This is a genomic window from Cupriavidus sp. GW822-FHT06G04 (assembly GCF_058799075.1).
Genome location: NZ_JBXALD010000023.1, coordinates 13,481 through 36,505, shown reverse-complemented (window position 1 = coordinate 36,505; position 23,025 = coordinate 13,481). Strand labels below are relative to the sequence as shown.

At 63.0% G+C, this 23,025-nt stretch carries 17 protein-coding genes; 6 read left to right on the top strand and 11 right to left on the bottom strand.

The window, feature by feature from the left end; translation table 11 throughout:
- Positions 1–236: 236 nt before the first annotated feature.
- From AC1RKI_RS29585 to AC1RKI_RS29570, 4 genes are all read right to left on the bottom strand, one after another.
- The gene (locus AC1RKI_RS29585) at positions 237–1,826 is read right to left on the bottom strand and encodes an efflux transporter outer membrane subunit (protein ID WP_341249432.1); all 1,590 of its coding nucleotides are present in this window, start codon (positions 1,824–1,826) and stop codon (positions 237–239) included.
- Between the two features lie 22 nt (positions 1,827–1,848).
- On the bottom strand, positions 1,849–3,825 hold the full coding sequence (locus AC1RKI_RS29580) for a glycosyltransferase (protein ID WP_492798382.1): 1,977 nt from the start codon (positions 3,823–3,825) through the stop codon (positions 1,849–1,851).
- 3 nt (positions 3,826–3,828) lie between these two features.
- Positions 3,829–5,121 (bottom strand): hypothetical protein, encoded by a 1,293-nt coding sequence (locus AC1RKI_RS29575; protein ID WP_492798384.1) that lies wholly within the window; start codon positions 5,119–5,121, stop codon positions 3,829–3,831.
- Positions 5,122–5,236: 115 nt separating this feature from the next.
- A complete protein-coding gene (locus AC1RKI_RS29570; protein ID WP_492798380.1) occupies positions 5,237–6,568 on the bottom strand; it encodes an HlyD family secretion protein in 1,332 nt (443 codons plus the stop codon).
- A gap of 804 nt (positions 6,569–7,372) precedes the next feature.
- On the opposite strand from AC1RKI_RS29570, the gene ilvD reads away from it, so the two are divergent.
- From ilvD to AC1RKI_RS29555, 3 genes are all read left to right on the top strand, one after another.
- Complete coding sequence (gene ilvD, locus AC1RKI_RS29565; RefSeq protein WP_227459441.1) at positions 7,373–9,232, top strand: dihydroxy-acid dehydratase; 1,860 nt, start codon at positions 7,373–7,375, stop codon at positions 9,230–9,232.
- 444 nt (positions 9,233–9,676) lie between these two features.
- Positions 9,677–9,967: a type II toxin-antitoxin system Phd/YefM family antitoxin gene (locus tag AC1RKI_RS29560; RefSeq protein ID WP_061955199.1), complete on the top strand. Its 291-nt coding sequence runs from the start codon at positions 9,677–9,679 to the stop codon at positions 9,965–9,967.
- The gene (locus AC1RKI_RS29555) at positions 9,927–10,229 is read left to right on the top strand and encodes a Txe/YoeB family addiction module toxin (RefSeq protein WP_061955197.1); all 303 of its coding nucleotides are present in this window, start codon (positions 9,927–9,929) and stop codon (positions 10,227–10,229) included. The genes AC1RKI_RS29560 and AC1RKI_RS29555 overlap by 41 nt, the downstream gene beginning before the upstream one ends.
- A 211-nt stretch (positions 10,230–10,440) precedes the next feature.
- Here the strand turns inward: AC1RKI_RS29555 and AC1RKI_RS29550 are convergent, their stop codons facing one another.
- The 7 genes from AC1RKI_RS29550 to AC1RKI_RS29520 form a co-directional block, all read right to left on the bottom strand.
- On the bottom strand, positions 10,441–11,322 hold the full coding sequence (locus AC1RKI_RS29550) for a carbohydrate ABC transporter permease (RefSeq protein ID WP_150979123.1): 882 nt from the start codon (positions 11,320–11,322) through the stop codon (positions 10,441–10,443).
- Entirely contained in the window at positions 11,319–12,218 is a 900-nt protein-coding gene (locus AC1RKI_RS29545; protein WP_061955193.1) for a carbohydrate ABC transporter permease, read from the bottom strand. Before AC1RKI_RS29545 ends, AC1RKI_RS29550 begins: the two co-directional genes overlap by 4 nt.
- Positions 12,219–12,306: 88 nt before the next feature.
- Entirely contained in the window at positions 12,307–13,626 is a 1,320-nt protein-coding gene (locus AC1RKI_RS29540; protein ID WP_490713319.1) for an ABC transporter substrate-binding protein, read from the bottom strand.
- A gap of 108 nt (positions 13,627–13,734) precedes the next feature.
- The gene (locus AC1RKI_RS29535; RefSeq protein WP_492798377.1) at positions 13,735–14,823 is read right to left on the bottom strand and encodes an ABC transporter ATP-binding protein; all 1,089 of its coding nucleotides are present in this window, start codon (positions 14,821–14,823) and stop codon (positions 13,735–13,737) included.
- Between the two features lie 94 nt (positions 14,824–14,917).
- Complete coding sequence (locus AC1RKI_RS29530) at positions 14,918–16,657, bottom strand: IlvD/Edd family dehydratase (protein ID WP_492798375.1); 1,740 nt, start codon at positions 16,655–16,657, stop codon at positions 14,918–14,920.
- A gap of 218 nt (positions 16,658–16,875) precedes the next feature.
- On the bottom strand, positions 16,876–19,059 hold the full coding sequence (locus tag AC1RKI_RS29525; RefSeq protein ID WP_492798373.1) for a TonB-dependent receptor: 2,184 nt from the start codon (positions 19,057–19,059) through the stop codon (positions 16,876–16,878).
- A gap of 60 nt (positions 19,060–19,119) precedes the next feature.
- Positions 19,120–19,461 carry a hypothetical protein gene (locus AC1RKI_RS29520; RefSeq protein ID WP_061955186.1) on the bottom strand — a complete coding sequence of 114 codons (342 nt, stop codon included), beginning with the start codon at positions 19,459–19,461 and terminating at the stop codon, positions 19,120–19,122.
- Positions 19,462–19,858: 397 nt separating this feature from the next.
- On the opposite strand from AC1RKI_RS29520, the gene AC1RKI_RS29515 reads away from it, so the two are divergent.
- The 3 genes from AC1RKI_RS29515 (at position 19,859) to AC1RKI_RS29505 (ending at position 22,864) form a co-directional block, all read left to right on the top strand.
- Positions 19,859–20,389: a universal stress protein gene (locus AC1RKI_RS29515; protein WP_061955184.1), complete on the top strand. Its 531-nt coding sequence runs from the start codon at positions 19,859–19,861 to the stop codon at positions 20,387–20,389.
- A gap of 17 nt (positions 20,390–20,406) precedes the next feature.
- Complete coding sequence (locus tag AC1RKI_RS29510; RefSeq protein WP_263289493.1) at positions 20,407–20,541, top strand: hypothetical protein; 135 nt, start codon at positions 20,407–20,409, stop codon at positions 20,539–20,541.
- Between the two features lie 340 nt (positions 20,542–20,881).
- Entirely contained in the window at positions 20,882–22,864 is a 1,983-nt protein-coding gene (locus AC1RKI_RS29505; RefSeq protein WP_492798370.1) for a COG3904 family protein, read from the top strand.
- Positions 22,865–23,025: the final 161 nt, after the last annotated feature.

Genomic DNA, 23,025 nt, shown 5'->3' with positions numbered 1-23,025 from the left:
GTTGTTGGTACTTCGTTCTCGTCATTAATCACACCTTACCGAATGGCAAGGTGTTGCACTTCAAATTTGAGGCCGCCCTCTTATGCCGTTTTCATACGGGCTGCACTACAACTGCAACGTGCTGGTGCGCAACGTGCTCCGGCGCATCGAACGGATGGCCTTGGGCGGCGCTTCGGCACCGGCCGCGTCGGTCAGTTCCTGAAAACGGTGGTCGACGCGACAGGCCGGCGATTCCATCAGTTTGCCGGTCGCGATTGGGCCATGGACGGCGCGGAAACAGGCGCAGCGGCAGGAGCAGGGGGTGGGGGAGCCGCTGGCACCTGCGCCACGGTCTGCTGCGACCAGCCGCCGCCCAGTGCCTTGTAGAGCTGCGCGCGGCTGGTCAGCCGGGCAAGCTGAATCGTCACCAGCTTCTTCTGCGCATCGTACAGCTGGCGTTGTGCATCGAACACCGGAAAGTAATCGTCGACGCCATTCTTGAAGCGGATCTGCGCCAGCCGCTGCGTTTCGCTGACGTCCTTCTGCAGTGCTTCCTGCGCGGCGGTCTGCCGGTCATAGGTGCCCCGGGCCGCCAAGCCGTCGGCCACATCGCGAAAGGCCGCCTGAATGGTGCGCTCGTACTGCGCCACGTTGATGTCCTTGCGCACCTTGGAAATATCGAGTTGCGCCTGATTGGCGCCGGCATTGAAGATCGGCAGCGTGATCTGGGGCGCAAACGCCCATGCCGCCCCACCGGAAAACAGCCCAGCCAGCGTCGTGCTGGCAAGTCCAATACCGGCAGTCAGCGAGATCTGCGGAAAGAACGCCGCGCGCGCCGCGCCGATGTTGGCGTTGGCGGCTTTCAGGCGGTGTTCGGCCGCCATGATGTCCGGGCGCTGCTCCAGCAGCGCCGAGGGCAGGCCAGCCGGCAGTTCGGCAACATACGAAGTATTGGCAAACGGCTGCGGCTCGGGCAGATCGGCCGGCAGCGGACCGCCGATCAGCAGCGCCAGCGCGTTTTCGTCCTGCGCCACCTGGCGCGTGTATTGCTCGACGTCGACGCGCGCGGTTTCCACCTGTGTCTGCGTGCGGTGCATGTCGATTTCGGCCATGCCGCCCGCCTTCTTGCTGCGGCTCACCATCTCGGCGGCGTCTTGCTGCAGCTTCAGCGTGTCCTGCGAAAGCTGCAGCAGTTGCCGGTCGGCCTGCCACGTCAGGTAGGCGTTGGCGATCTCGCCGACAAGGCTGATCTGGGTGCTGCGTCGGACTTCCTCGATCGCCAGGTATTGCTCCAGCGCCTCGTGCTTGAGGCTGCGCACGCGGCCGAAGACGTCGATCTCGAACGCGCTGAAGCCAACGCCCGCGTTCCACGCATTGATGACCGGATCCTGCCCCGGCGCGCGCAGTTCGCTACTCTGGCGCGAACTGCTGAAGCCGGCGTTGGCGTTGATCGACGGAAACTGGGCTGCGCGCTGGATGCGATATTGCGCGCGCGCCTGTTCGATCGACAGTGTTGCGACTCGCAGGTCGCGATTGTTGGCCAGACCAAGTTCAATCAGCTTGCGCAGCCGTGCGTCGGTAAAGAAATCTTGCCAGCCGAGGTTGGCGGCCGACACCTCCGGCTGCGCCGCGCGATTGTCGGCTGGCTGGCCTTCGCCGCTGGTCGTCTTGCCGTCGCCGCTGCGATAGGCGTCGCCGCTAGGCCATGCATTGGGCACGGGCGAGACGGGGCGTTCGTAGGTCGGTTCCAGTGTGCACGCGGCCAGCGCGAGCGGCAGCAGCGCCGCGGCGCTCCATCGGAAGGCTGGGTGGCGGGGCGGGGCGCGCCGTGTCGTGGTGGTCTTCATATCGTCCTCGGACATTGCTTGATCAGCCAGTGAAGGCGCGTCGCAGCAGTTGGGCCAGCGCCGTGCCCGGAAGGCCGCGATGCGCGATGTTGTGGGGCGGCTCGCTGAAGAGAAGGCGGATCAACCGGTGTCGCACAGCGGTATCCGGCATCAGCGCGATGCCGATCAGATGTTTGTCGATCCGGGCCACACGGCAAGGCACCCAGCCCAGTTGCGCCATCCAGAACGCGCCGACCGCGCCGGGAGCTACTGCGGGCGCCGCCTGGGCTTCGAATCCGGCGCCATTGCAGGACAAGTCTCGCGTCGTGCCGTCGATCTCGCGCGACACGCCGTCGTCGCCGTAGCACTGAAGCCGCGCGGCTGCCCGCAGCGGAAAGCGTTCTTCCTTGCGCGGCCGCGGCAGTTCGAAACACACCAGCAACGACGCCAGATAGAGCACCATCGACATCACCGTCCAGCCGATATTGAACGCGATGCCAGGCGCGGCGCCATCGGCCGCTACGGCACGCGCCAGGCCAAGCGCGGACAACACGAACAGCGCCCCGTACAGCGCGGCAAATTTGCCGTGCACGGTCAGCTTCGATCGGTCCAGCCCCTTGTTGGTCACCTTGAACGGCCGGCCGAACGGTTTGAACATCGCGCTCGCCAGCGTAGCTGTCACCGCCATCGCTGCCACAATCTGCGTGACCTCGGTAAACACCGGCATGGCGCGCGAATCGGTGATCCAGATGCTGTAGGCCCAGTACAGCAGCAGCGCCGGCACGCCATAGGCCAGGAATTGCAGCGGCTCACCATAAAGCGTTGGCACATTGAAGAACCAGTAGAGCAGCGGCCCGGCCAGCAGCATCAGCGTGAACGGCCGGCTCAGCCAATGCAGCAAGCCGTGCACATAGTGCAGGCGCTGGCGCAGCGTGTAGCCGCGACCGCGCAGCGGGCCGTCAGCGGTCAGCGCCACCTGGATCGTGCCCAGGCCCCAGCGGCTGCGCTGACTGATGTATTCAGGCAGACCTTCCGCGGACAGCCCCACGCTGAGGCGCTCGTTAAGCCAGCGCGTGACATAGCCGTGCGGCATCAGCTTGTAGGTCAGGTGGATGTCCTCGGTGACCGTGCCGGTGGGAAATCCGCCGATCCGGCCTAGCGCGTCGCGCCGCACCACAAACGACGTGCCGATGCAGAACGCGGTGTCCCACGCATCCTTGGCCGGCTGCATCACGTCGAAGAACGCGCGCTGTTCGTCGACCCAGCATTTTGTCGAGCGCAGGTTGTACTGGATGGGATCGGCGTTGTAGTAGAACTGGGGCGTTTGCACCACGCCCACCGACGGATCGTCGAACAGGCCGATCACGCGCAGCAGGATATTCCGGTTGGGCGCGAAATCCGCGTCGAGCACCATGATGTATGGCGCGCCGCCATCGAGTTGCGCGCTGCGCTGCAAACCGTTGTTCAGGTTGCCGGCCTTGGCATGCGTGTTGTCGGGCCGTGTGACGTAGTTCACGCCCACCTGTTCGCAGTACTGCTTGAGCCAGCCGCGCCGCGTGTCGTCCAGCACCCAGACGCGGAAGTTCGGATAGTCGATCGCCGTGGCCGAGACGATGGTTTTTTCGAGCACATCGAGCCCTTCGTTGTAGGTGGCGATGAAGATGTCCACGGCAGGCGCGTGGCGGTCGCCGCGCAGGCGCGCCTCGCCCGCGTCGGCCTGCGCGCTGTGGTCGCTGCGGCGCGTCAGCGTGACGATCGAAATCAGCGTGTACGCGATCGTCATCGATTCGAAACCGAAGAACACATACGACCAGAGGCTTGGGAAGTCCATGCGCCATTGGGGCAGCGTCTGCGACATGCGCCACAGGTAGTACACGATCAGCAGCACGCCGGCCGCCAGGCCGAACAGCCAGCGGTCCGCCGTGCGCCCGCGATCGCCGCGCAAACAGAGTAGGGCGATCACAAACGCGCCGACGTTGATTTGCACGACCATATGGCTATCCAGGAAATCGGCGAACATCGTTCAGTCCTTGCTAGGGTTGTCGGACCGCGGGGCGGTGGCGGCGGCATCGCACCGGCGGCCCAGGCAGCCGCCGGGCTGGAACGGATCCCAGCCGACTGCCGCCAGCACGGCCCACGCGGTGGCGCCCAGGTGCGGCAGATGGAAGTAATAGAAGTCGTCGGTCTTCGAGTCGGGACCGATCTGCAGGCCGGTGCGGATGCGCGCCTCCGGCGTGGCGAACAGCAGACCCGACGGCGCGCGCTGCGCCATCAGCACGGGCCATAGCGATGCGGCGTCGCGCTCGCTGGCGCGCAGCACCAGCGCCGCCTGGCCAGTGCCTTCGGTCCAGATGCCGTCGGGGTTCGCGTTGAATCCATAGCCGCCCTGAACGCTGTGTCGGCTGCGCGCCCAGTCGAGCGCGCGTTGCCAGTTACCGGCGGCGTCGGGAATGGCGATCAACGGCCAGAGCGATGCATCGAGCGCCGAGGGTGCGGCGTTGAGCGTGCGGCCATTGTCGCGCGTGCCGATGGCAAAGCGGCCTTCACCGGGCTGCCACATGGATTCGACAAAGCGCCGAGCGCGATCAGCGCCGGCGCGCCAGCGCGGGTCGGGGTCATAGTGAGAAAGCCAGCGAAAGGCCGCATAGGCGTCGACGTTATGCTCGGTCGATTTCCAGCCCTGCCGCTGCGGCGACGGCTCGTGGCCGAAATACCCGCCGACAAATGCGGCTGGCGCATCGGCGTTGAAGGTTTCCTTGTCGATCCACGCCATCATCGTGCGCGTCGTATCGAGATACCGTTGCGCGTGCGTGGCCTCGTAGGTGGCGAGCAACAGCAGCGCGGCCCACGCAACATTGCCGGTGGCGGTGCCTACCTGATAGCGGTCCTCGTACCAGCGTTTGGCCTTGTCGTCCCACCAACCCGGCAATGGCACTGGTCCTTGCAGCACGGCGCCCGCGCGATAGGCGTTGCGGATGCGGCCGTCGTGATAGTGGCGGTCGCGCGTGACGCCGGCGACCACGCCGTCGGCCACGCGACGCGCGGCGTCACGCTGGCCACAGGCGATCAGCGCGATGCCGGCCAGCGCGTTGTCGTAGACGAACGCCGATTGCTGCAGCGGCCCGGGCAGCGGCTGCCCGCCCGGCGCGGCCTCATAGCTCGCGAGCATGACCGGTCCATCGCCGGGAATCGCCGCCACACGGGCGGTCAGCGCCTGGCAGCCGCTCTCGCGCAGCGCCTCGCGCGGATCGACAGCGGCTGCCGCGGATGCCGGCGAGGCGCACAGCGCCAGCGGCGTGGCCAGCATGGCCGTCATTAATGCGTCGATCAGCCGCTTGCGCGCGGCCCGGGATCGTTTTCCTGCGGTAGTACGCTGCACGGTAGTCTCCTTCCTGCGGGCGTTGAATACATGACCAAACGATCGGCTCCGATCAGATCAGCCGGCGAAACCACGGGCGGTCGAGACTGACCTTGGCCCAGTGGCCGAGTGCGCAACGGTCCGTCTTGCCTGCGCCGGGCAGATCGGGCAGCGGCTTGTCGAGCCTGGCAATCAGATAGATTTCGTTTTTCTCGATGGGCGGGAACGGCACGAAATAGCGCGCCTGGTCGCCGTCTGGCGCGCGCGGCAGGATTTCTGCGACCTTGCCGGGCTGCGGCGTGGCGACGCCATCGACCAGCACGGTGACCTTGGCGCCAGGCAACAGGTCCTTGCTGAGGCTGCGCGGGAACACCGCCACCACACTCGGCGCCGCGCAGTTGGTGGCGCGCATCAGCGTGGCGCCGGCCGACACGCGCGTGCCCGGCGGCGCCAGCACGTCTTCGACAATGCCGTCCGCATACGCCTTGATATCGAGATTGGAAACGCGGTCCAGCCGCTGCTGCTCGGCGGCAACCAGCTTGTCGACCTGTGCGTCGTAGTCTTCCAGCTGTTTGACCTCGGCTTCGAGCTGGATGATTTCGGCCTTGAGTTCGTCGGTACGTTGCGTCAGCGCCCCGACGGCGCCATCGGTGCTGGAGCTGTAGACCTTGCTGCGGGCGGCCTCGCTGCTGTTGCGCGCGGTGTCGAGCTCCGCCTGGATCGCCTCGCGCGCGCCGGCTAGCACCGTCAGCTGGTTGCGCGAGGCGTCGGTGTAGGCCTGGCTGACCGCGCCCGCCCACTGCATCGCCTGATTGCGGTTGACCACATCCTGCTGCGCGTCGATCTGTTGTTTGGCGACGGCCAGTCGCGCCTCGATGCCGCGGATCTTCGAGGCATGCTCGCGCTGCGCGGCGGACTGGTAACGCTTGACGTCGTCGCTGGTGGATGCCAGTCGCGCACGGTCGCCGTCCAGCTTGCTGCGGGCAGCCTCCAGCCGCTTCTGGTTATCGAGCTGCTTGCCGGTCAGCTCCATCAGCAACGCGCGATCCAGGTTCGGATTCTGTAGTCCCATCAGGGCCTGGCCCGCCTTGAATGCTGCTCCGACCGGCACGGCCTGTTTGGTAACGATGCCTTCGACAGGTGTGGTGATCAGCGTCACCGGACTATTGACGATGGCCCGCTCCGAAGATCGCGTGAACACGTACGGGAACATCACCGACAGGATGACCCAGATGATGAAGGCGACCATGCCATAGCTGGCAAGCCGCGGCACCACCTGCCACACGGGCCGCAGGCTCAGCGAGCCACCACGGCGCGGCGCCAAGGAATCGCCCTGCGGCTGCGGCCGTTGCGACGGCGGCAGCCGCGTTGGCACAGTCGGCTTGCGGTCGGAATTGTTGTCCATGCGAACTCCCGGGTAAAAGGTGGCCTTCCGCGATCGCCGATACGATTGCGGTTGTGTTTTCGCAGACAGCACTTCCCCGCCGCCCGAGCGGATGGCTCGTTCGGTGCAGAGGTGCCCACGTCCCCCAAGCAGCTGTTATGTGCCGTTGTCCCGGGCCGTTGCTACGTCGCCGGAACAGGCATGAGGATCGTGTTGACCGATCCGTTGATTCGATCGTGCGCGAGCCGCATCGGCGGGCACGAACGAGTACTTCATTGAAGGCGCGAACGCCATGGAAACTACCGTCCAGCGCTGCGCGATTGGTGCATCGCAACGCTGAGTCGCTTCAAAGTTAGACAAGTTGGCGGTGGCTTGCTGTAAGAATGTGTAAGGCCTGTGTATCACCATACTTATATCGCTGCGCGAGTGGACGTCGCGCGCCTTTGCCACGTAAGCAAGCTGCTGATTTCTAAGCGCTTACGTTAATCGGAACTTAATTTTTCAGCGCACGGATCCACCAATTTTGGTTGAACCGGGCGCGTTTTTCTTTTGCGCGCCGCATCGCCTGCTCGCATTGTCAGCCCATCGGCAGGGCCGGGATGGCGACAGTTTTTGCGGCGATGCAGCGACGGGCCTGCCGGTGTTCCGTAGGAGCCCCGCGGAACCGACCCGGTCTACCGACGAGGCCGCGCGCCCGGTTGGGCGAGGCGATATGGGATAATCGCGACTTTTCGCCCAGAGCACAGCTCAAGAGGTTGTTCGCACGGGCGCGCGGCCGTCACCCCGTGGTCCGCAACTCAATCGCGAAATCACTCAGTTCCCACAATGCCCGCATACCGTTCCAAAACATCCACCGCCGGCCGCAACATGGCGGGCGCCCGCTCGCTGTGGCGCGCCACCGGCATGAAAGACGAAGATTTTTCCAAGCCGATCATCGCGGTGGCCAATTCGTTCACCCAGTTCGTGCCCGGACACGTCCATTTGAAGGATCTCGGCCAACTGGTCGCGCGCGAGATCGAGGCCGCCGGTGGCGTTGCCAAAGAATTCAACACCATCGCCGTGGACGACGGCATCGCCATGGGCCATGACGGCATGCTTTATTCGCTGCCGAGCCGCGAAATCATTGCCGATTCCGTCGAGTACATGGTCAATGCGCACTGCGCCGACGCGCTGGTGTGCATTTCCAATTGCGACAAGATCACGCCGGGCATGCTGATGGCCGCCATGCGCCTGAACATCCCCGTGATCTTCGTGTCCGGCGGTCCGATGGAAGCAGGCAAGACGCAGCTGGCCAACCCCGTCACCAAGAAGCTCGAATTCAAGAAGCTCGATTTGGTGGACGCCATGGTGATCGCGGCCGACACGTCGTATTCCGACGCCGATGTGGCCGAAGTGGAACGCTCGGCGTGCCCGACCTGCGGTTCGTGCTCGGGCATGTTCACCGCCAATTCGATGAACTGCCTGACCGAAGCGCTCGGTCTGTCGCTGCCCGGCAACGGCACGGTGGTGGCCACGCACGCGGATCGCGAGCAACTGTTCCGCCGCGCCGGCCGCCGCATCGTCGAACTGGCGCGCCAGTACTACGAAGCCGAAGATGAACGCGTACTGCCGCGCTCGGTCGGATTCAAGGCGTTTGAAAACGCCATGACGCTCGATATCGCCATGGGCGGATCCACCAACACCATCCTGCACTTGCTGGCCATCGCGCAGGAGGCCGGTATCGACTTCACGATGACCGATATCGACCGCCTGTCGCGCGTCGTGCCGCAGTTGTGCAAGGTGGCGCCCAACACCAACAAGTACCACATCGAGGACGTGCACCGCGCCGGCGGCATCATGGCGATCCTGGGCGAGCTGGAGCGCGCCGGAAAGCTGCACACCGACGTGCCGACGGTTCACGCGCCGACGCTCGGGGACGCGCTGGAACAATGGGACATCACGCGCACGCAGGACGACGCCGTCAGGACGTTCTACATGGCGGGTCCGGCCGGCATCCCGACGCAGGTGGCGTTCAGCCAGAGCACGCGTTGGCCGAGCCTGGATACCGATCGCGCCGAGGGTTGCATCCGGTCCTACGAACATGCGTTCTCGAAGGAAGGCGGCCTGGCCGTGCTGACCGGCAATATCGCGCTGGACGGCTGCGTCGTGAAGACCGCGGGCGTGGACGAGAGCATCCTGGTGTTCGAAGGCACCGCGCATGTCACCGAATCGCAAGATGAAGCCGTTGAGAACATTCTCAACGACAAGGTGAAGGCCGGCGACGTGGTGATCGTCCGCTACGAAGGCCCGAAGGGCGGCCCCGGCATGCAGGAAATGCTGTACCCGACCAGCTACATCAAGTCCAAGGGGCTGGGCAAGGCGTGCGCATTGCTGACCGACGGCCGCTTCTCGGGCGGCACGTCGGGCCTGTCGATCGGCCACTGCTCGCCCGAAGCCGCCGCGGGTGGCGCCATCGGGCTGGTGCGCGACGGCGACCGCATCCGCATCGACATCCCGAATCGCACCATCAACGTGCTGCTGTCGGACGACGAACTGGCGCGCCGCCGTGCCGAGCAGGACGCCAAGGGCTGGAAGCCGGCAAAAGCGCGCCCGCGCAACGTATCCGGCGCCCTCAAGGCCTACGCCAAGCTCGTCACATCGGCCGACAAGGGCGCTGTGCGCGATCTGTCGCTGCTGGACGACTGAGGCGGCATGCCCTGACGCCAACGTAGAACGCGCCCGTTGCATGGAGAACGCAATGGGCGCGAGCGGTTGGCCGATGCGAGATCCGATGAGGTGCACCGGCTGCAAGCCGCGCGTCATTCACGCCCATCGCTGCTTTCTCCCCCAGTCGTTACCCCCATTTTCTTGCCCCATACCGCGCACCCTCGTCACCAGAGGGGCATCGCCCTGAATCGCCAGCCCCCTGTATAAATGTGCGGTTTTAGACCTACAGCGATCCGGTCGACGGTTGCTTGCTGCGGCGTACAAAGTTCCGTACAATGTTTGCGCTAGGTGAGCAATCGTAAAACCGATTCGTCGGTCTACGAGAGTTTAGTCCCGACCCCCATACCTTGTTGCGGGATCAAGGCAAGCACAACTGCTTGGGCTGGCGCAGACGACGCCGCTTGGGTGCAGAGAGGTAAGTGTATGAACGTCATGACTTTTAGCGAGGCGCGGGCCTGCTTCAAGCAGGCGTTGGATTCGGTCTGCAAGGACCATGAGCCCACTGTCATTACGCGACAGCGCGGCGAGCATGTCGTGCTGATGTCTCTCGAGGACTACAACAGCATGCAGGAAACACTGCATCTGCTGGGTTCCGAGAAGAACGCGGCACGGCTGCGCGAATCCATCGCCGAGTTTCGAGCTGGCAAGACCTCCATCAAGGAACTGCCGCTAAATGTCTCAAAAGCAAAAGGCGAAGAACAAGGCAGTCGCTGAAAATAGCTGCAAAGTAGGTTTCTCCACACACGCATGGGCTGATTATCTGTACTGGCAGCAGCATGACATGCGGATCGTGGAGGAGATCAACGGACTCCTCGAGGAGATTGCCCGTGACCCATTCAAGGGCACCGGCAAGCCGGAACCTCTGAAAGGCGACTTGACCGGGTTCTGGTCGCGTCGGATCACAAAGTCTGACCGTCTGGTCTACATCGTCCAAGATGGTACGACTTACGTATTGCAGTGCCGTCAGCACTATTGACCCAAGGGGCGCTTCGGCGCCCCTTTTTCATTGGATCTTTCGCGCGACGATAGGGCGACGTCAATAACGTGTGGTTGCGATCCCGCTCAATGCCATTGCGATAAGTTTTCTTATCGCAATGGTGTCTTAACAAACCGAAAGCTGCACGGCCAAAAACTGCGGTGGACGGGGCAGGGGTTCGCGCCAGCGTCGGGGCTTTAGCGCGGCCCGGTTATTCCTTGACGGCGCCGGTCATTCCGGACACGTAGTACTCAACGAAAAACGAGTACACGACGGCCACCGGCAGCGATCCGAGTAGGGCGCCTGCCATGAGCGCGCCCCAGTGGTAGACATCGCCTTCGACCAGTTCGGTGACGATGCCGACCGGCACGGTTTTCACCTCCGAGGACGAAATAAAGGTCAGCGCGTAGATGAATTCATTCCAGGACAGCGTGAAGGCGAAAATCCCGGCCGAGATCAGGCCAGGCACGGCCAGCGGCAGGATGATTTTCACCAGGATTTCCCAGCGCGTGGCGCCGTCGATCAGCGCGCATTCCTCGAGTTCGTAAGGGATCGAGCGGAAATAGCCCATCAACAGCCAGGTGCAGAACGGAATCAGGAAAGTCGGATAGGTCAGGATCAGTGCCCAGCGCGTATCGAACAAACCAAGCTGGAACACGATCGATGCCAGCGGAATAAACAAGATCGAAGGTGGAATCAGATAGGCCAGGAAAATCGCCAGACCCACCTGCTTGGCGCCTTGAAAGCGCAATCGCTCGATCGCGTAGGCGGCCAGCACGCTTGCCGCCAGCGACGCAAATGTCGAGACCGTCGAAACCAGCACGGTGTTGAGCAGCCAGGCCGGGTAGGGCGTGTCGAACAGCAGCTTCTTGAAATGCGCCAGCGTGGGCGCCACCACCAGGAACGGATTGGCGCTTTGCATCAGCAGTTCGCCATCGGGCTTGAATGCCGTAATCGCCATCCAGTAAAACGGAAACAGCAGGACAAACACAAACACCCCAAGCGGGATATAAAGCGTGACCCAGCGGCGCGGCACGGACTGCAAATAATCCATGCCTTGCTGTTCATTGGCCGATGCCGGATCGCGCTTCATTTGTCGCCTCCCTGTTGCCAGCCGCGCCGTTGCAGTCCGAAGTAGGAAAACATGATGGCCGCCAGCAGAAACGGCACCATCATCGTCGCTAGCGCCGCGCCTTCGCCAAGCGATCCGCCCGGAATCGCACGCTGGAAGGAAAGCGTGGCCATCAGGTGCGTGGCATTGAGCGGGCCGCCGCGCGTCAGCACATAGATCAGCTGGAAATCGGTAAAGGTGAACAGCACCGAAAACGTCATGACGACCGCGATAATCGGCGTCAGCAACGGCAAAGTGACATAACGGAATTGCTGCCACGGCGTCACGCCATCTATCGACGCCGCTTCATACAGCGTTGGCGAAATGGTCTGCAAACCGGCCAGCAGCGAAATGGCGACAAAGGGAATGCCGCGCCAGACATTGGCCGCGATGGTGGAAAAGCGCGCCAGCCACGGATCGCCAAGAAAATCGATATAGCGGTCGATCCATCCCAGTTTCACCAGCGTCCAGCTGATAATCGAGAACTGTGCGTCGTAGATCCACCAGAAGGCCAGCGCCGACAGCGCCGTCGGCACGATCCACGGCAGCAACACCACAGCACGGAAAAACGATTTGAACGGCAGGTTCTTGTTCAGAATCAGCGCCAGCCACAGCCCGAGTACAAACTTGAGTACGCTCGCGATCAGCGTGTAGAAAATGGTGTTGAACAGCGCCAGTTGCGTCAGCGAATCGCCGGCCAGATAGGTGTAATTGGCCATGCCGATCCACTCGCCGATCCGTCCGATCTTGGTATCGGTAAAACCGAGCCAGACGCCCAGCCCAAGCGGATACGTCAGAAAGACCAGCAGTAGCAATGCGGTGGGCAGCATAAACAGCAGGCCCAATGCGTGACGATTGTTTGCCAGGCGCGACAGCATGGTGTTTCTCTCCGACCGCCGCGATGCGCGCACCGCGGCGGATATCTGCACGACGTTTTCGGCCCATCGGGATGGAGCCGCCAGGGCGTCACGCCTTGTAATAGCGCTCCGCCCGCTGCGCCGCGCGTGCCGCCGCTTCCTTAGGCGTCTTGGAGCCGCTGGCGGCTTCGGCCACCATGTCCAGCACGATGTAGTCGGCCATCGACGCCGCCGACGCCGTGCCCAGCGGGCCGGCGTGGCCGTTATCGAGCATCAGCGATGCGGCATCGCGATAGACGGTGTGCTTCGGGTCGGCCGTCCAGATCGGATTCGCTTCGTACTCCTTGAGCGGCTGGCTGACATAACCGATGGCTGCTTCCATCCACGGGTTGTATTGCTCCGGCTCCATCATGAATTGCAGGTAGGCCTTGGCCGCGTTCGGATATTTGCAGTATTTGAAAATCATCATCTGGGTGATCTGCATGAGCTCCGTAGGTTTGCCGCTCTTGCCGATCGGAAAGTGCGCGTGCTGGATATCGCGCGCCATTTCCTGCAGTTTCGGTTCTTTAGAATTCTTGGCCGCGTAGTAGACCGATATGCCGTTTGCGGTCAGGCTCACCTGTCCATCGAGAAACGCCTTGTTGTTGGAGGGGTCCTGCCACGACAGCGTGCCGGGCACGAAAGTCGCGTAAAGCTGCTTCGCATATTCCAGCGCCGCCCAGGTTTCGGGCGAGTTCACCACTACCTTGCCCTTGGTGTCGACCAGCATGCCGCCGTGCGACCACAGCAGCCAGTGCGCCCAGTTGTTGCCATCGCCTACGGCCTTGCCCAGCGCAAAGCCGCACGGCGTGTTCTTGGCCTTGAGCGCCTGGCACAGCTTCAGAAAACCGGCGGTGTCCTTCGGAATGCTGTCGAAGCCCGCGGCTTTCACATGGCTTTCGCGATAAACCAGCGCATTGCCGACCACGCCCAGCGGCACGGCGATCCACTTGCCGTCGTACGTGCCGTATTTCTTGCAGACGTCATACCAGCCGCCGTGCTTGCCGCCCAGGTAATTGGCCACGTCGGATACATCGACGAGCTTTGCCGGATATTGCTGCGGATCGTCGAACCAGCCGAGCACGATGTCCGGGCCGGTGCCAACGCTGGCCGCAACAGCTGCCTTGGGCCGCACGTCTTCCCAGCCTTCGTTGTCGACGCGCACCTCCACGCCGGTGAGTTCGGAGAATTTCTTCGTGTTTGCGTTCCAAAGGTCTTCGTCGCCCTGCACGAACCGCTTCCAGCGCAGCACGCGCAGCTTGGCGCCGGCCTCCGGCTTGTATTGCAGCGCGGTGGCGGCCTGGGCATGGCCACCCAGCGCCGTAGTGGCGGCCACCGCCGCCGTGGATACCAGGAAATCGCGTCTTGTGAAGGGTCCGGATTGGCTCATCGCATTGTCTCCTTGTGGTCAGCGTGGCGCGCTGTGTAGTTGCTGCCGTTGATGCTGTGCTGCCTGAAACCTGTGCCGTGTCGTCTGTATGCCGCGCGGCGTGGCGATTCACTGACGCGGCAGTGCCTGTCCCGTTTCCGCATCGAACAAGTGGGAATGGAGATGATCGGGTACCAGATGCAGCGCATCGCCGGCCGCGAAGTCATGCCGCTCCCGGAATATCGAAATGAATTCGGTGTCGCCAAAGCGCGAGTACACCTCGGTATTGGCCCCGGTCGGCTCCACCACCGCCACGCGCGTGGGAAATCCTTCGCCCGGACTGCCGCAGCGCAGATGCTCCGGCCTGGTTCCGTAGATCACGCGCTGGCCATCGGAGCCTGCGCCGTGCGCGAGGCGGGCAGGGGGATGCAGCCGCGTGCCGTCGGCAAATTCGACCCTCGCCTCGCCGTTTTGCCGCCGCAGTATGCCCGGCACGAAATTCATCGCCGGCGATCCAATAAAGCCCGCCACGAACAGATTCTCCGGATCGTCATACAGCGCCAGCGGCTTGCCGCGTTGTTCGACACGCCCGTCGCGCATGACGACAATCTGGTCGGCCATCGTCATTGCCTCGATCTGGTCGTGCGTGACATACACCGATGTGGTGCGCAGGCGCTGGTGCAGTTCCTTGATCTCCGCGCGCATCTGCACGCGCAGCTTGGCGTCCAGATTGGACAGCGGCTCGTCGAACAGGAATACCTGCGGATCGCGCACGATGGCCCGTCCCATCGCCACGCGCTGGCGCTGGCCGCCGGACAGCTGACGTGGATAGCGATCGAGCAACTGGCCGAGCCCGAGAATGCCGGATGCCTTGTCGACCTTCTGCTTGATGACGTCCTTGGCCATGCCAGACAGCTTCAGCGAAAACGCCATGTTGTCGTACACGGTCATATGCGGATAAAGCGCATAGTTCTGGAACACCATCGCGATGTCGCGCTCCTTGGGCGGCAGCTGGTTGACCACGCGGTCGCCGATGGAAATCTCGCCGGCGCTGATCTCCTCCAGTCCCGCCAGCATGCGCAGTAGCGTCGATTTTCCGCAGCCCGACGGCCCCACCAGCACCGTGAACTGGCCGTCCGCGATGTCGATGCTGACGCCACGAATGACCTGGGCGCCGGCGAAATATTTCTGCACATCCCGAATCTGTACAGATGCCATGCGTCGCGTCTCCTTGTGTGTCGCGCTGCGCTGCAGCCGGTTGACCGGCGGTGAGTGTCGTCGCGCCGCACGACGGCGGCGCCAAACCATCGAATCAGTGGTTGTCCTTGGGCACGCCGGCGCCGCTCTTGCCGACGAGAAAATCGAGATCGGCGCCGCGATTGGCCTGCTGCACATGCTCGACGTATAGCCGCGTCCAGCCACGCGACATCGGCAATTCCGGTGCCTGCCACGCCGCACGGCGGCGCGCCAGTTCCTCGTCGGAAACATGCAGATGGAGCTTGCGCGCCTGCACGTCGAGTTCGATCTGGTCGCCGTCTTGCACCAGCGCCAGTGGGCCGCCCGCCGCCGCCTCGGGCGCCACGTGCAGCACGACGGTGCCGTAGGCCGTACCGCTCATGCGCGCGTCCGAGATGCGCACCATGTCGGTAATGCCCTTGCGCAGCAGTTTGGGCGGCAGCGGCATGTTGCCGGCCTCGGCCATGCCGGGATAGCCGCGCGGCCCGCAATTCTTTAGCACCAGCACGCAGGTTTCATCGACATCGAGCGATTCGTCGTCGAGTCGCGCATGCATGTGGTCGCTGTTCTCGAATACCACCGCGCGGCCGGTATGCTTGAGCAGCGCCGGCGTGGCGGCCGATGGCTTGATCACCGCGCCGTCCGGGCACAGGTTGCCGTACAGCACCGCGATGCCCGCGCCCGCCTTGAACGGCGCATCAAACGCGTGAATCACCTCGCGATTCCAGTTCGGGGCGTCCTTGCAGTTGTCCCACAGCGACTTGCCGTTGACGGTCAGCGCATCGCGCGCCAGCACGTCGCGCAGTTCGCGGATCACCGCCGGCAGGCCGCCCGCATAGTAGAAGTCCTCCATCAGATGTCGCCCGGAGGGTTGCAGATCGAGCAGGCAGGGCAGGGTATGGCCAAGCTTGTCCCAATCGTCGAGGTGCAGCTCCACGCCCATGCGTCCGGCGATCGCCAGCAGGTGGATGACCGCATTGGTGGATCCGCCAATCGCCGCGTTAACCTTGATCGCATTTTCGAAAGCCTGCCGCGTCAGGATTTTCGACATCACGAGATTGTCGTTGACCATCTGCACGATGCGTCGTCCGGATGCGCGCGCAAGGATGTTGCGGCGGCCGTCCACGGCGGGGATCGCGGCGTTGCCGGGCAGGCTCATGCCAAGCGCTTCGACCATGCAGGCCATGGTGGACGCCGTGCCCATCGTCATGCAATGGCCGTGCGAGCGATGCATGCAACTTTCGGCCTCGAAGAATTCTTCCTGCGACATATGGCCGGCGCGGACTTCCTCCGACATCTTCCAAACATCGGTGCCCGAGCCAAGCTCCTGGCCGCGGTATTTGCCGCTCAGCATCGGCCCGCCGGAAACGCCGATGGTCGGCAAGTCGCACGACGCAGCGCCCATCATCAACGCCGGCGTAGTCTTGTCGCAGCCCATCAGCAACACCACGCCATCGATCGGATTGCCGCGAATCGACTCTTCTACGTCCATGCTGGCCAGATTGCGGAACAGCATGGCGGTGGGACGCAGCAGCGTTTCCCCGAGCGACATCACGGGAAATTCGAGCGGAAACCCTCCGGCTTCCCATACTCCGGTCTTGACCTGATCGGCCAGCGTGCGGAAATGGGAATTACAGGGGGTGAGTTCCGAATAGGTATTGCAGATGCCGATGACCGGGCGGCCATCGAACTGGTCGTGCGGAATGCCGCGATTCTTCAGCCAGGACCGATAAATAAAGCCATCGCGGTCCAGCCGTCCAAACCATGCCTGACTGCGGCGCTTCGGTGGCGCCGGCGGATTATCTTCGTCGTGCACTCGGGTCTCCTGCGTTCTGCTTTTTTGGGGGATGCAGATCCGGATGCCCGCGACCACACTGCCGCGCCGCACGCATGCCGAGTGAAGGCAGTCTAGGTCAGGCCCTCGGACAGGTAAACTGGTATTACCAATATCCAGTATTTACCCCGATGCAGCCTCGCATGCTTCTGCGCCGCCGTGCTGCGCACGACGGCGGTGCGGACATGCCGCAGGGCCACTCAAAACGGTTTGGAAACCGCTACATAGAAGCTTCGACGCGGCGCATACTGCGGCGCACCAACGCCAATTCCCGTGCCATCGCGCAACTGGTAGGAACGATCGAACAGGTTGATCACCGTGAAGCGCGTCTTGAGTTTGCCGATAGTGGGCAGATCAAAGGTGTGCGCGATGCCAACATTTACCTGGAAGTAAGCCGACAAGTGCGACGTATTGGCAAAGCCATTGCGCAACCCGCTGCCATACAGCGCATCGGCAGTCAGCAGAGTGCCCTGCCACAGGTAAGAAGCGCCAAGCGAGCCCGCCACGGTCTGGTCGTGATCGAGGTGCACCCAATTGTTGGCAATGTAGGCCAGCTCGTCCGGGCCGAAGTTGAACTGGCCGGTCTCGATGCCCTTGCCCATCGCACGCGATACGCCGACGTTCAGATAGGCGCCGAAATTTCCCTGGCGATAATTGGCCGTGCCCTCCACACCGTAGATCTTGCCCTGATCGTAGTTGAACGTGGAGAAGATCAGCGCATTGCCGAACTGGCCTTCGTCCTGGAGATGGCGCACCTTCCGATAGTAGGCATCGAGACCCAACGTCAGGTTCGCGGTCGCCTGGTGCGAAACGCCGACATCGAAGTAGTCGGAACGTTCCGAGCGCACGGCCGTATTGGCGTCGGAAGGTAATGCATTCGTGGTACCGCTGAATTTGTCCACCGTGGTGGTATCGATCTTCTCCGTTGCAGGCGGCGTGAAGTACCGCGCGTAGCCGGCATGCAGCCGGGTCGAGTTGGTCACGTCATAGGTCAGTCCCAGGCGGGGACTGAGCTGCTGCTCGCTGACCACCGTATTGACGTGGTCATACCGGGCACCGAAGTTGACCGTCAGCTTGTCGGTGGCCTTCCACTCGTCCTGCAGGTAAAAGCCAAGCGTGGTGCCTGAGCGACTGTTGTTGTCGACGATGGTGAACGGCACGCCGCTGGTCTGGTTGCCGTCGGCATCGGCAGGAAATACGCTCGAGGTGTTATCCACCCCAAAGTGTTCGCGCTGCACGAAGACCCCGGTGCGCAGCGTGTGGCGTGGATTCAGGATGTAGCTGGAATCGGCCTGCAGGCCGGTGGCTTCGTTGCGCCGGGTGATGTTGGAAGCGACGCCGTTGTAGACGAGGTCGCCAATCGGATCGGGCGAGTAGTCGATCCGGCTGGTTCGGTGGAACAGCGAGACCTGGTAGTCAAGCGCGGACGAGACCTTGCTCTGATACGACAAGATCTGGAAGTCGTTCTTTTCACGCTGGTTGGCGTTCAGGTTTTCCGACGCGGGCGGCGTGACGCCGTCGAGGGTGAACTGCGGTGCCAGCCCCGGCCGGTTCGGGATCTCGAAGCGGTTGTTGGCCGTCCCGAACATGAAACTGACGCGATTATCGGCATTCAGCAGATAAGACAGCATGCCGAAACCCTTGCTCTGATCGGTGTGATCATGAATCGCGTTCCTGCTGCTGGTGGGATTCTCGATGCCGAGGTTGTTCTCGACGAACGATCCACTGAGGTAGTAGCTGAACGGGCCCTTGGCGCCCTGGATCTGCGCGTTGACCTCATGATCAGCGTGACTGCCGATCACCGTGCCGATCTCGCCGCCGAACGTCTTCGGTTTGCCGCTTTCGTCGGTTGCCGCGCCCTTGGTGGTGATATCGATCACGCCTGCGGTGCGGTAGCCGTACTGCGCCGGCAGCGCCCCGGTGACAAGCTTGATCTCATCGGCGAAGCGCGTGTCGAGCATCTGCCCGAAGCCGCTGATCGGCTCTGGCACGATGACGCCGTTGATGCGGTACTGGAGATTGGCATGATCGCCACGGACGTGCAGTTGCCCGAATGAGTCCTGCACAACGCCGGGCGCCTGCAGCAGAACCTGGTTCAGGCTAGTGTTCTCCCCCAGCGGTAGCGCTTCGATATCCGTACTGTCGAAGCTGTAGACGGAACTGCCGGTCTGTGGCGATAGCGCGTTGCGCGCCGCATCCAGTCGCTTGACGGAGACGACGACGGCGTTCAGCGTCTTTTCGCTGCCGGCCGCGGCAGGCTGCTGCGTGGCGGCATTGGGCGACGGCTGAGTGGCGGGAGTGGATTCGGCCGATTGCGCGTGCGCGTTGAGTGCGAACGCCGACGCGGCGCCGGCCGCGATGGCTCGAAGCGGAATATTGGGCATGGTTGACCTCTGCGAAACAGGACGGACCGGGCGGCAGAGCTTTAGCCCGGCGCCCGTGAACTAGCGGAAGAATCCGTCTGGCAGAGGGGGGCCGCGACTACGGGCAGAAGGCGTGAATACCGGCGCCAGAGGGCGCCTGGAGCTTTCGGGATAGTGCCAGCGGCGTCCGCATTCGGCGATCAGCCAGCCGGCAACGGCCGGAACGGCGGCCGCAAGCGCGGCAAGCGCGTGGCAGGTGGGACAAACATCATGCGCGGGGCCGCATCGGTCGACATCGGTCGGTGCCGCGCACGGATTCGCTTGCTGGTGCGCCTGCAAGTGACCGACCGCATGGACGACCGCCGCCGACTGCCCGAACAGCAGGAACAGAACCAGCAGGATCGACAACCAGCGCTGCGGCATGGCGTGCAATGGAATGAACGGGCACCTGATGCCAAGTGGCGAATCTTCTTTGCAACTTCGTTGCAAGTCTGCCACCAGCGAATCAGGCGAGCAATCACCCGATTGCGTAGCCCTGTTGCGTGGCACCGACGGGCCGTCAGTTGTGCCTTGTGAGGCATGCCGAAGGCGCTGACCCATCGATCAAGTGTCAGGGCGGGCAAGCGCTTCGGTTGCCGGCGAACCGCGTTGTCGCGCAGGCGAAGGAAGGTCCGTGGAAATTCGTATTCAAATATTTTTACGGGATTTTTATCGGCCGCATGCCAGCCTTGACGCCGGTTCTAGCTGCCGTTGCCTAGCATCCAGTCATGGAGAGTCGACGTGCGATTGCGTTGGCTCGCGGAACAGGAAACGGTTCGATATGATCAAGATACTTGTGCCGGTCGACGGCACCGAATGCGCGTTGAATGCGCTTCGGCACGCTGCCTTTCTCGCTCGGGAAGGGGGGCGTTCGGAGGTTGTGCTGCTGAATGTCCAGGCCCCACTCGAGCGCGGCCGGGCCAGTGCATTTCATTCGCTGGCGGCGCTCAGGGAGCAAGAGCGCCGCGATGGCGAATCCGCGCTAGCGACGGCTTGCGAACTGCTCGACGAAGCCGGCGTACGGTATTCGACGCTGATCGGCCTTGGCCATACCGCCAGGACGATTGTGTCTGCGGCAGAGGACAATTCTTGCGACAGCATTGTGATGGGCGCGAGCCTTTGGTCGCAGATAAAGGCCGCCGTTGGAGGCGGGTTACCTGCGCAGGTCATACGGCGGGCCTCGGTGCCGGTGACGGTCGTCAAGGCTGGCCGCACCGCTGGAAAGGCGATTGCAGCGCAAGGTCCGTTGCCTCGGCCTGATCATCCCCACCATGCTCGGGTTGTCGACTATCTGTCGACATACCGTTCGTGATTTCAAGGGAGTCCAGCATGTGGTTACGCCTTGTCTGGGCAGGACTGGCCCTGCTGGCGCTAATTGCGCTGTTCGGTTTTCAGTACAGGTTGACCGACAATCTCAGGCAAAAAGAGGAGGAGGCCGACCATCACCTCGACGAAAGAAAATAAAAGCGCCGGCTGCGATGGCGATGCCTTTTTGCTACTTTGTCGCGCTCGTTCATTGAGGATGTTGCCGCCACGTGCATGGACGACTTGCTCGACTATGCAGGCGTGTCGCCCGTCAGAATAGCCGTCGCCATCCAACGACGATGCCGATGACCGATATCGCCCGTAAGTTCTCGTTATTTCGAAGTCAGGTTTTCCATTGATTAAGCGATGGGAAACCTGCCATGACCCGGACAAAAGTGGGGTATGTCGTGGCCGCGCAACATTGATCCCCTCGATAGTCGAATCAGGTAGATTTGTCGGCCAACAGAACAATAAACACGGGTTGGTCATGAGGGCGAGCATGTTGGTCCGCGGCACGCGGACGCTGAATGTCATTCTTCTGGTGGTAGCGGTTATCGGCTTGGTGGCCACGCTTGGGGAATGGCGGGCAGGTGGGGGCGCATTCCCCTTGCTGGCGTCCCTGGTATGGCTGGCGCCGCTGTTCCAGACTTGGCGCGCGCTTGGGGAATCGGCGACGGCGCGGTCTGTCAAAGCGGCGACCATCGCCAATTTCGTGCTGCTCGCATTTTTCGCGGTGGGCGTACTTCGCCTTCTGGTGCGTGACGAGTCCGGGATGTCGATGGTGGTGCCAGCGGTGGTAGTCGCCGCGATCATCGCGCTGAACCTGCGCGCGCTGTCGAGACGCGTGGAAGAATTGACCGCGAGCCCATCGATCTCGCCAATCGCGCGCCGGGACGCGGTCTTCACCATCGGCGAGGATGTCCAGGAAAACGACGGCGCAACGCCTGCTTCGGCAGATGCGCCGTACGTCGAGCCGGAGGTCAAGGGCCTCTACGTGATGCGCCACTGGCGCGGCCAGCTTTCACTGCCGGTGTCTTACTGGATCAACGGCACCTTGCTTGGCATGCTGCTGGGTGCCGCGCTGCCGGCGCTCAAGGGATTGTTGGGCATTAGCGATTCGCTGCGCCAAGTGGCCCTGTTTTTCGTCGCCACGATCTGCATCGTCTATCTGTCTTGGTTATGGTCGTTCGTCGGCATCTGGCGCTCCGCTGGCCGGCACGCGCAGCGCGGAGGCAGTGCGTTCTGGGGATACGCCGCACGTGGCAGCGTGATGCTCGGAGTGTTCGGGGCCGTCGTGCAGATGGTGACGATCTACGGTCCCCAACTGCGCGAATTCACCATGCTAGCAATGGGAAAGGACACCTTGGGCGAGATCCAGGCAACGCCATCGCCCAATGGCGACGCGGTGATGGTCTGGGGCACGCTGCGCGAAGGCTCGGCCAAGCAGGTGCTGCGCGTGCTCGACAACACTCCGGGTGCGCGGACCGTGATCCTGAACTCGAATGGCGGGCGCCTGCTCGAGGGCCGTGTGCTAGCCGATGGCGTGCGGCAACGCAAGCTGAATACTTATGTGGAAGGGGAGTGCAGCAGCGCCTGCACGTACGTGCTGATGGCGGGTGTCGACCGGGTTGCCACGCCCAACGCAAAGATCGGCTTCCATCGCGCCAGTTTTGGTGGCGGCATGGACTCGGCGGTAGAGAGCGCGGCGGTGACGTCAATGCTGAATTACTATCGCAAAGCCGGCCTCCCAGATAATTTCGTACAGCGTGTGGGCGCGACACCCGCGAGCGCGGTCTGGTATCCGAGCCGCGAGGAGCTGTTGCAGGCACGTGTTCTCACTCGAATTGCCCTGCGCAGCGAATCGCCCGGCATGTTGCAGGTGGAATCGCGCGCCGTACTCGCGGAGCGCCTCAAGGAGTCTGCGCTTTATCGCGCGTTCGACCAACGGTTCCCCGGCGCAATCAGCCGGGCCGCGGAACGCGGCTGGGCCGTCAAGACACGCGGAGGCAGTGATGCAGAGATCTTTGCCGCGCTACGTAGCGAGATGAAGCAGGCGTTGCCGGGCGTGCTCAAGAACGCAAGCGACGAGGCGCTCGCAGAGTTCGTCAAGCTGCTGGCAGCCGAGACCAACGCGGCGCGCAATATCAGCGTGGATGCTTGCTCGCAGTTCCTCGACGGCACGCTGGACACTTCCAGTGCATTGCCGCCGGTACTTGTCGAGGAAGAGCGCAAGACCATCGTCCAGTTACTAAAGTCCCCGCCTCACAAGGGTCGGCAACCAGATCCATATATGGCCGACGCCATGATGCGCGTGGCCTTTCAGAACCTGTCGAAAGACCAGGCGCGCGCGCTGACCGACAAGACCTTCGGCACGCGCCAACCTGCGGTGCGATGCGATGCCACGCTGAAGTTCTACCAGAACGTGGCGTCGATGCAGCAATCGGCGCAGAGCGCGGTGTTGTGGTCGATGTACCGGCGCTGATCCGGAGCGGGCAAACCAGTTTGTCCCCCGGGGTCAGAGGGCGGCGAACGCGATGACATGGCGGGCTTCGCGAAATTTGTAATTGCTACATCGGGCTTCACATCGCTGTCTCCCCAGTCAGCCGCGACATATCGCGCACTTTTTCCGGAATCCTCCTCCTC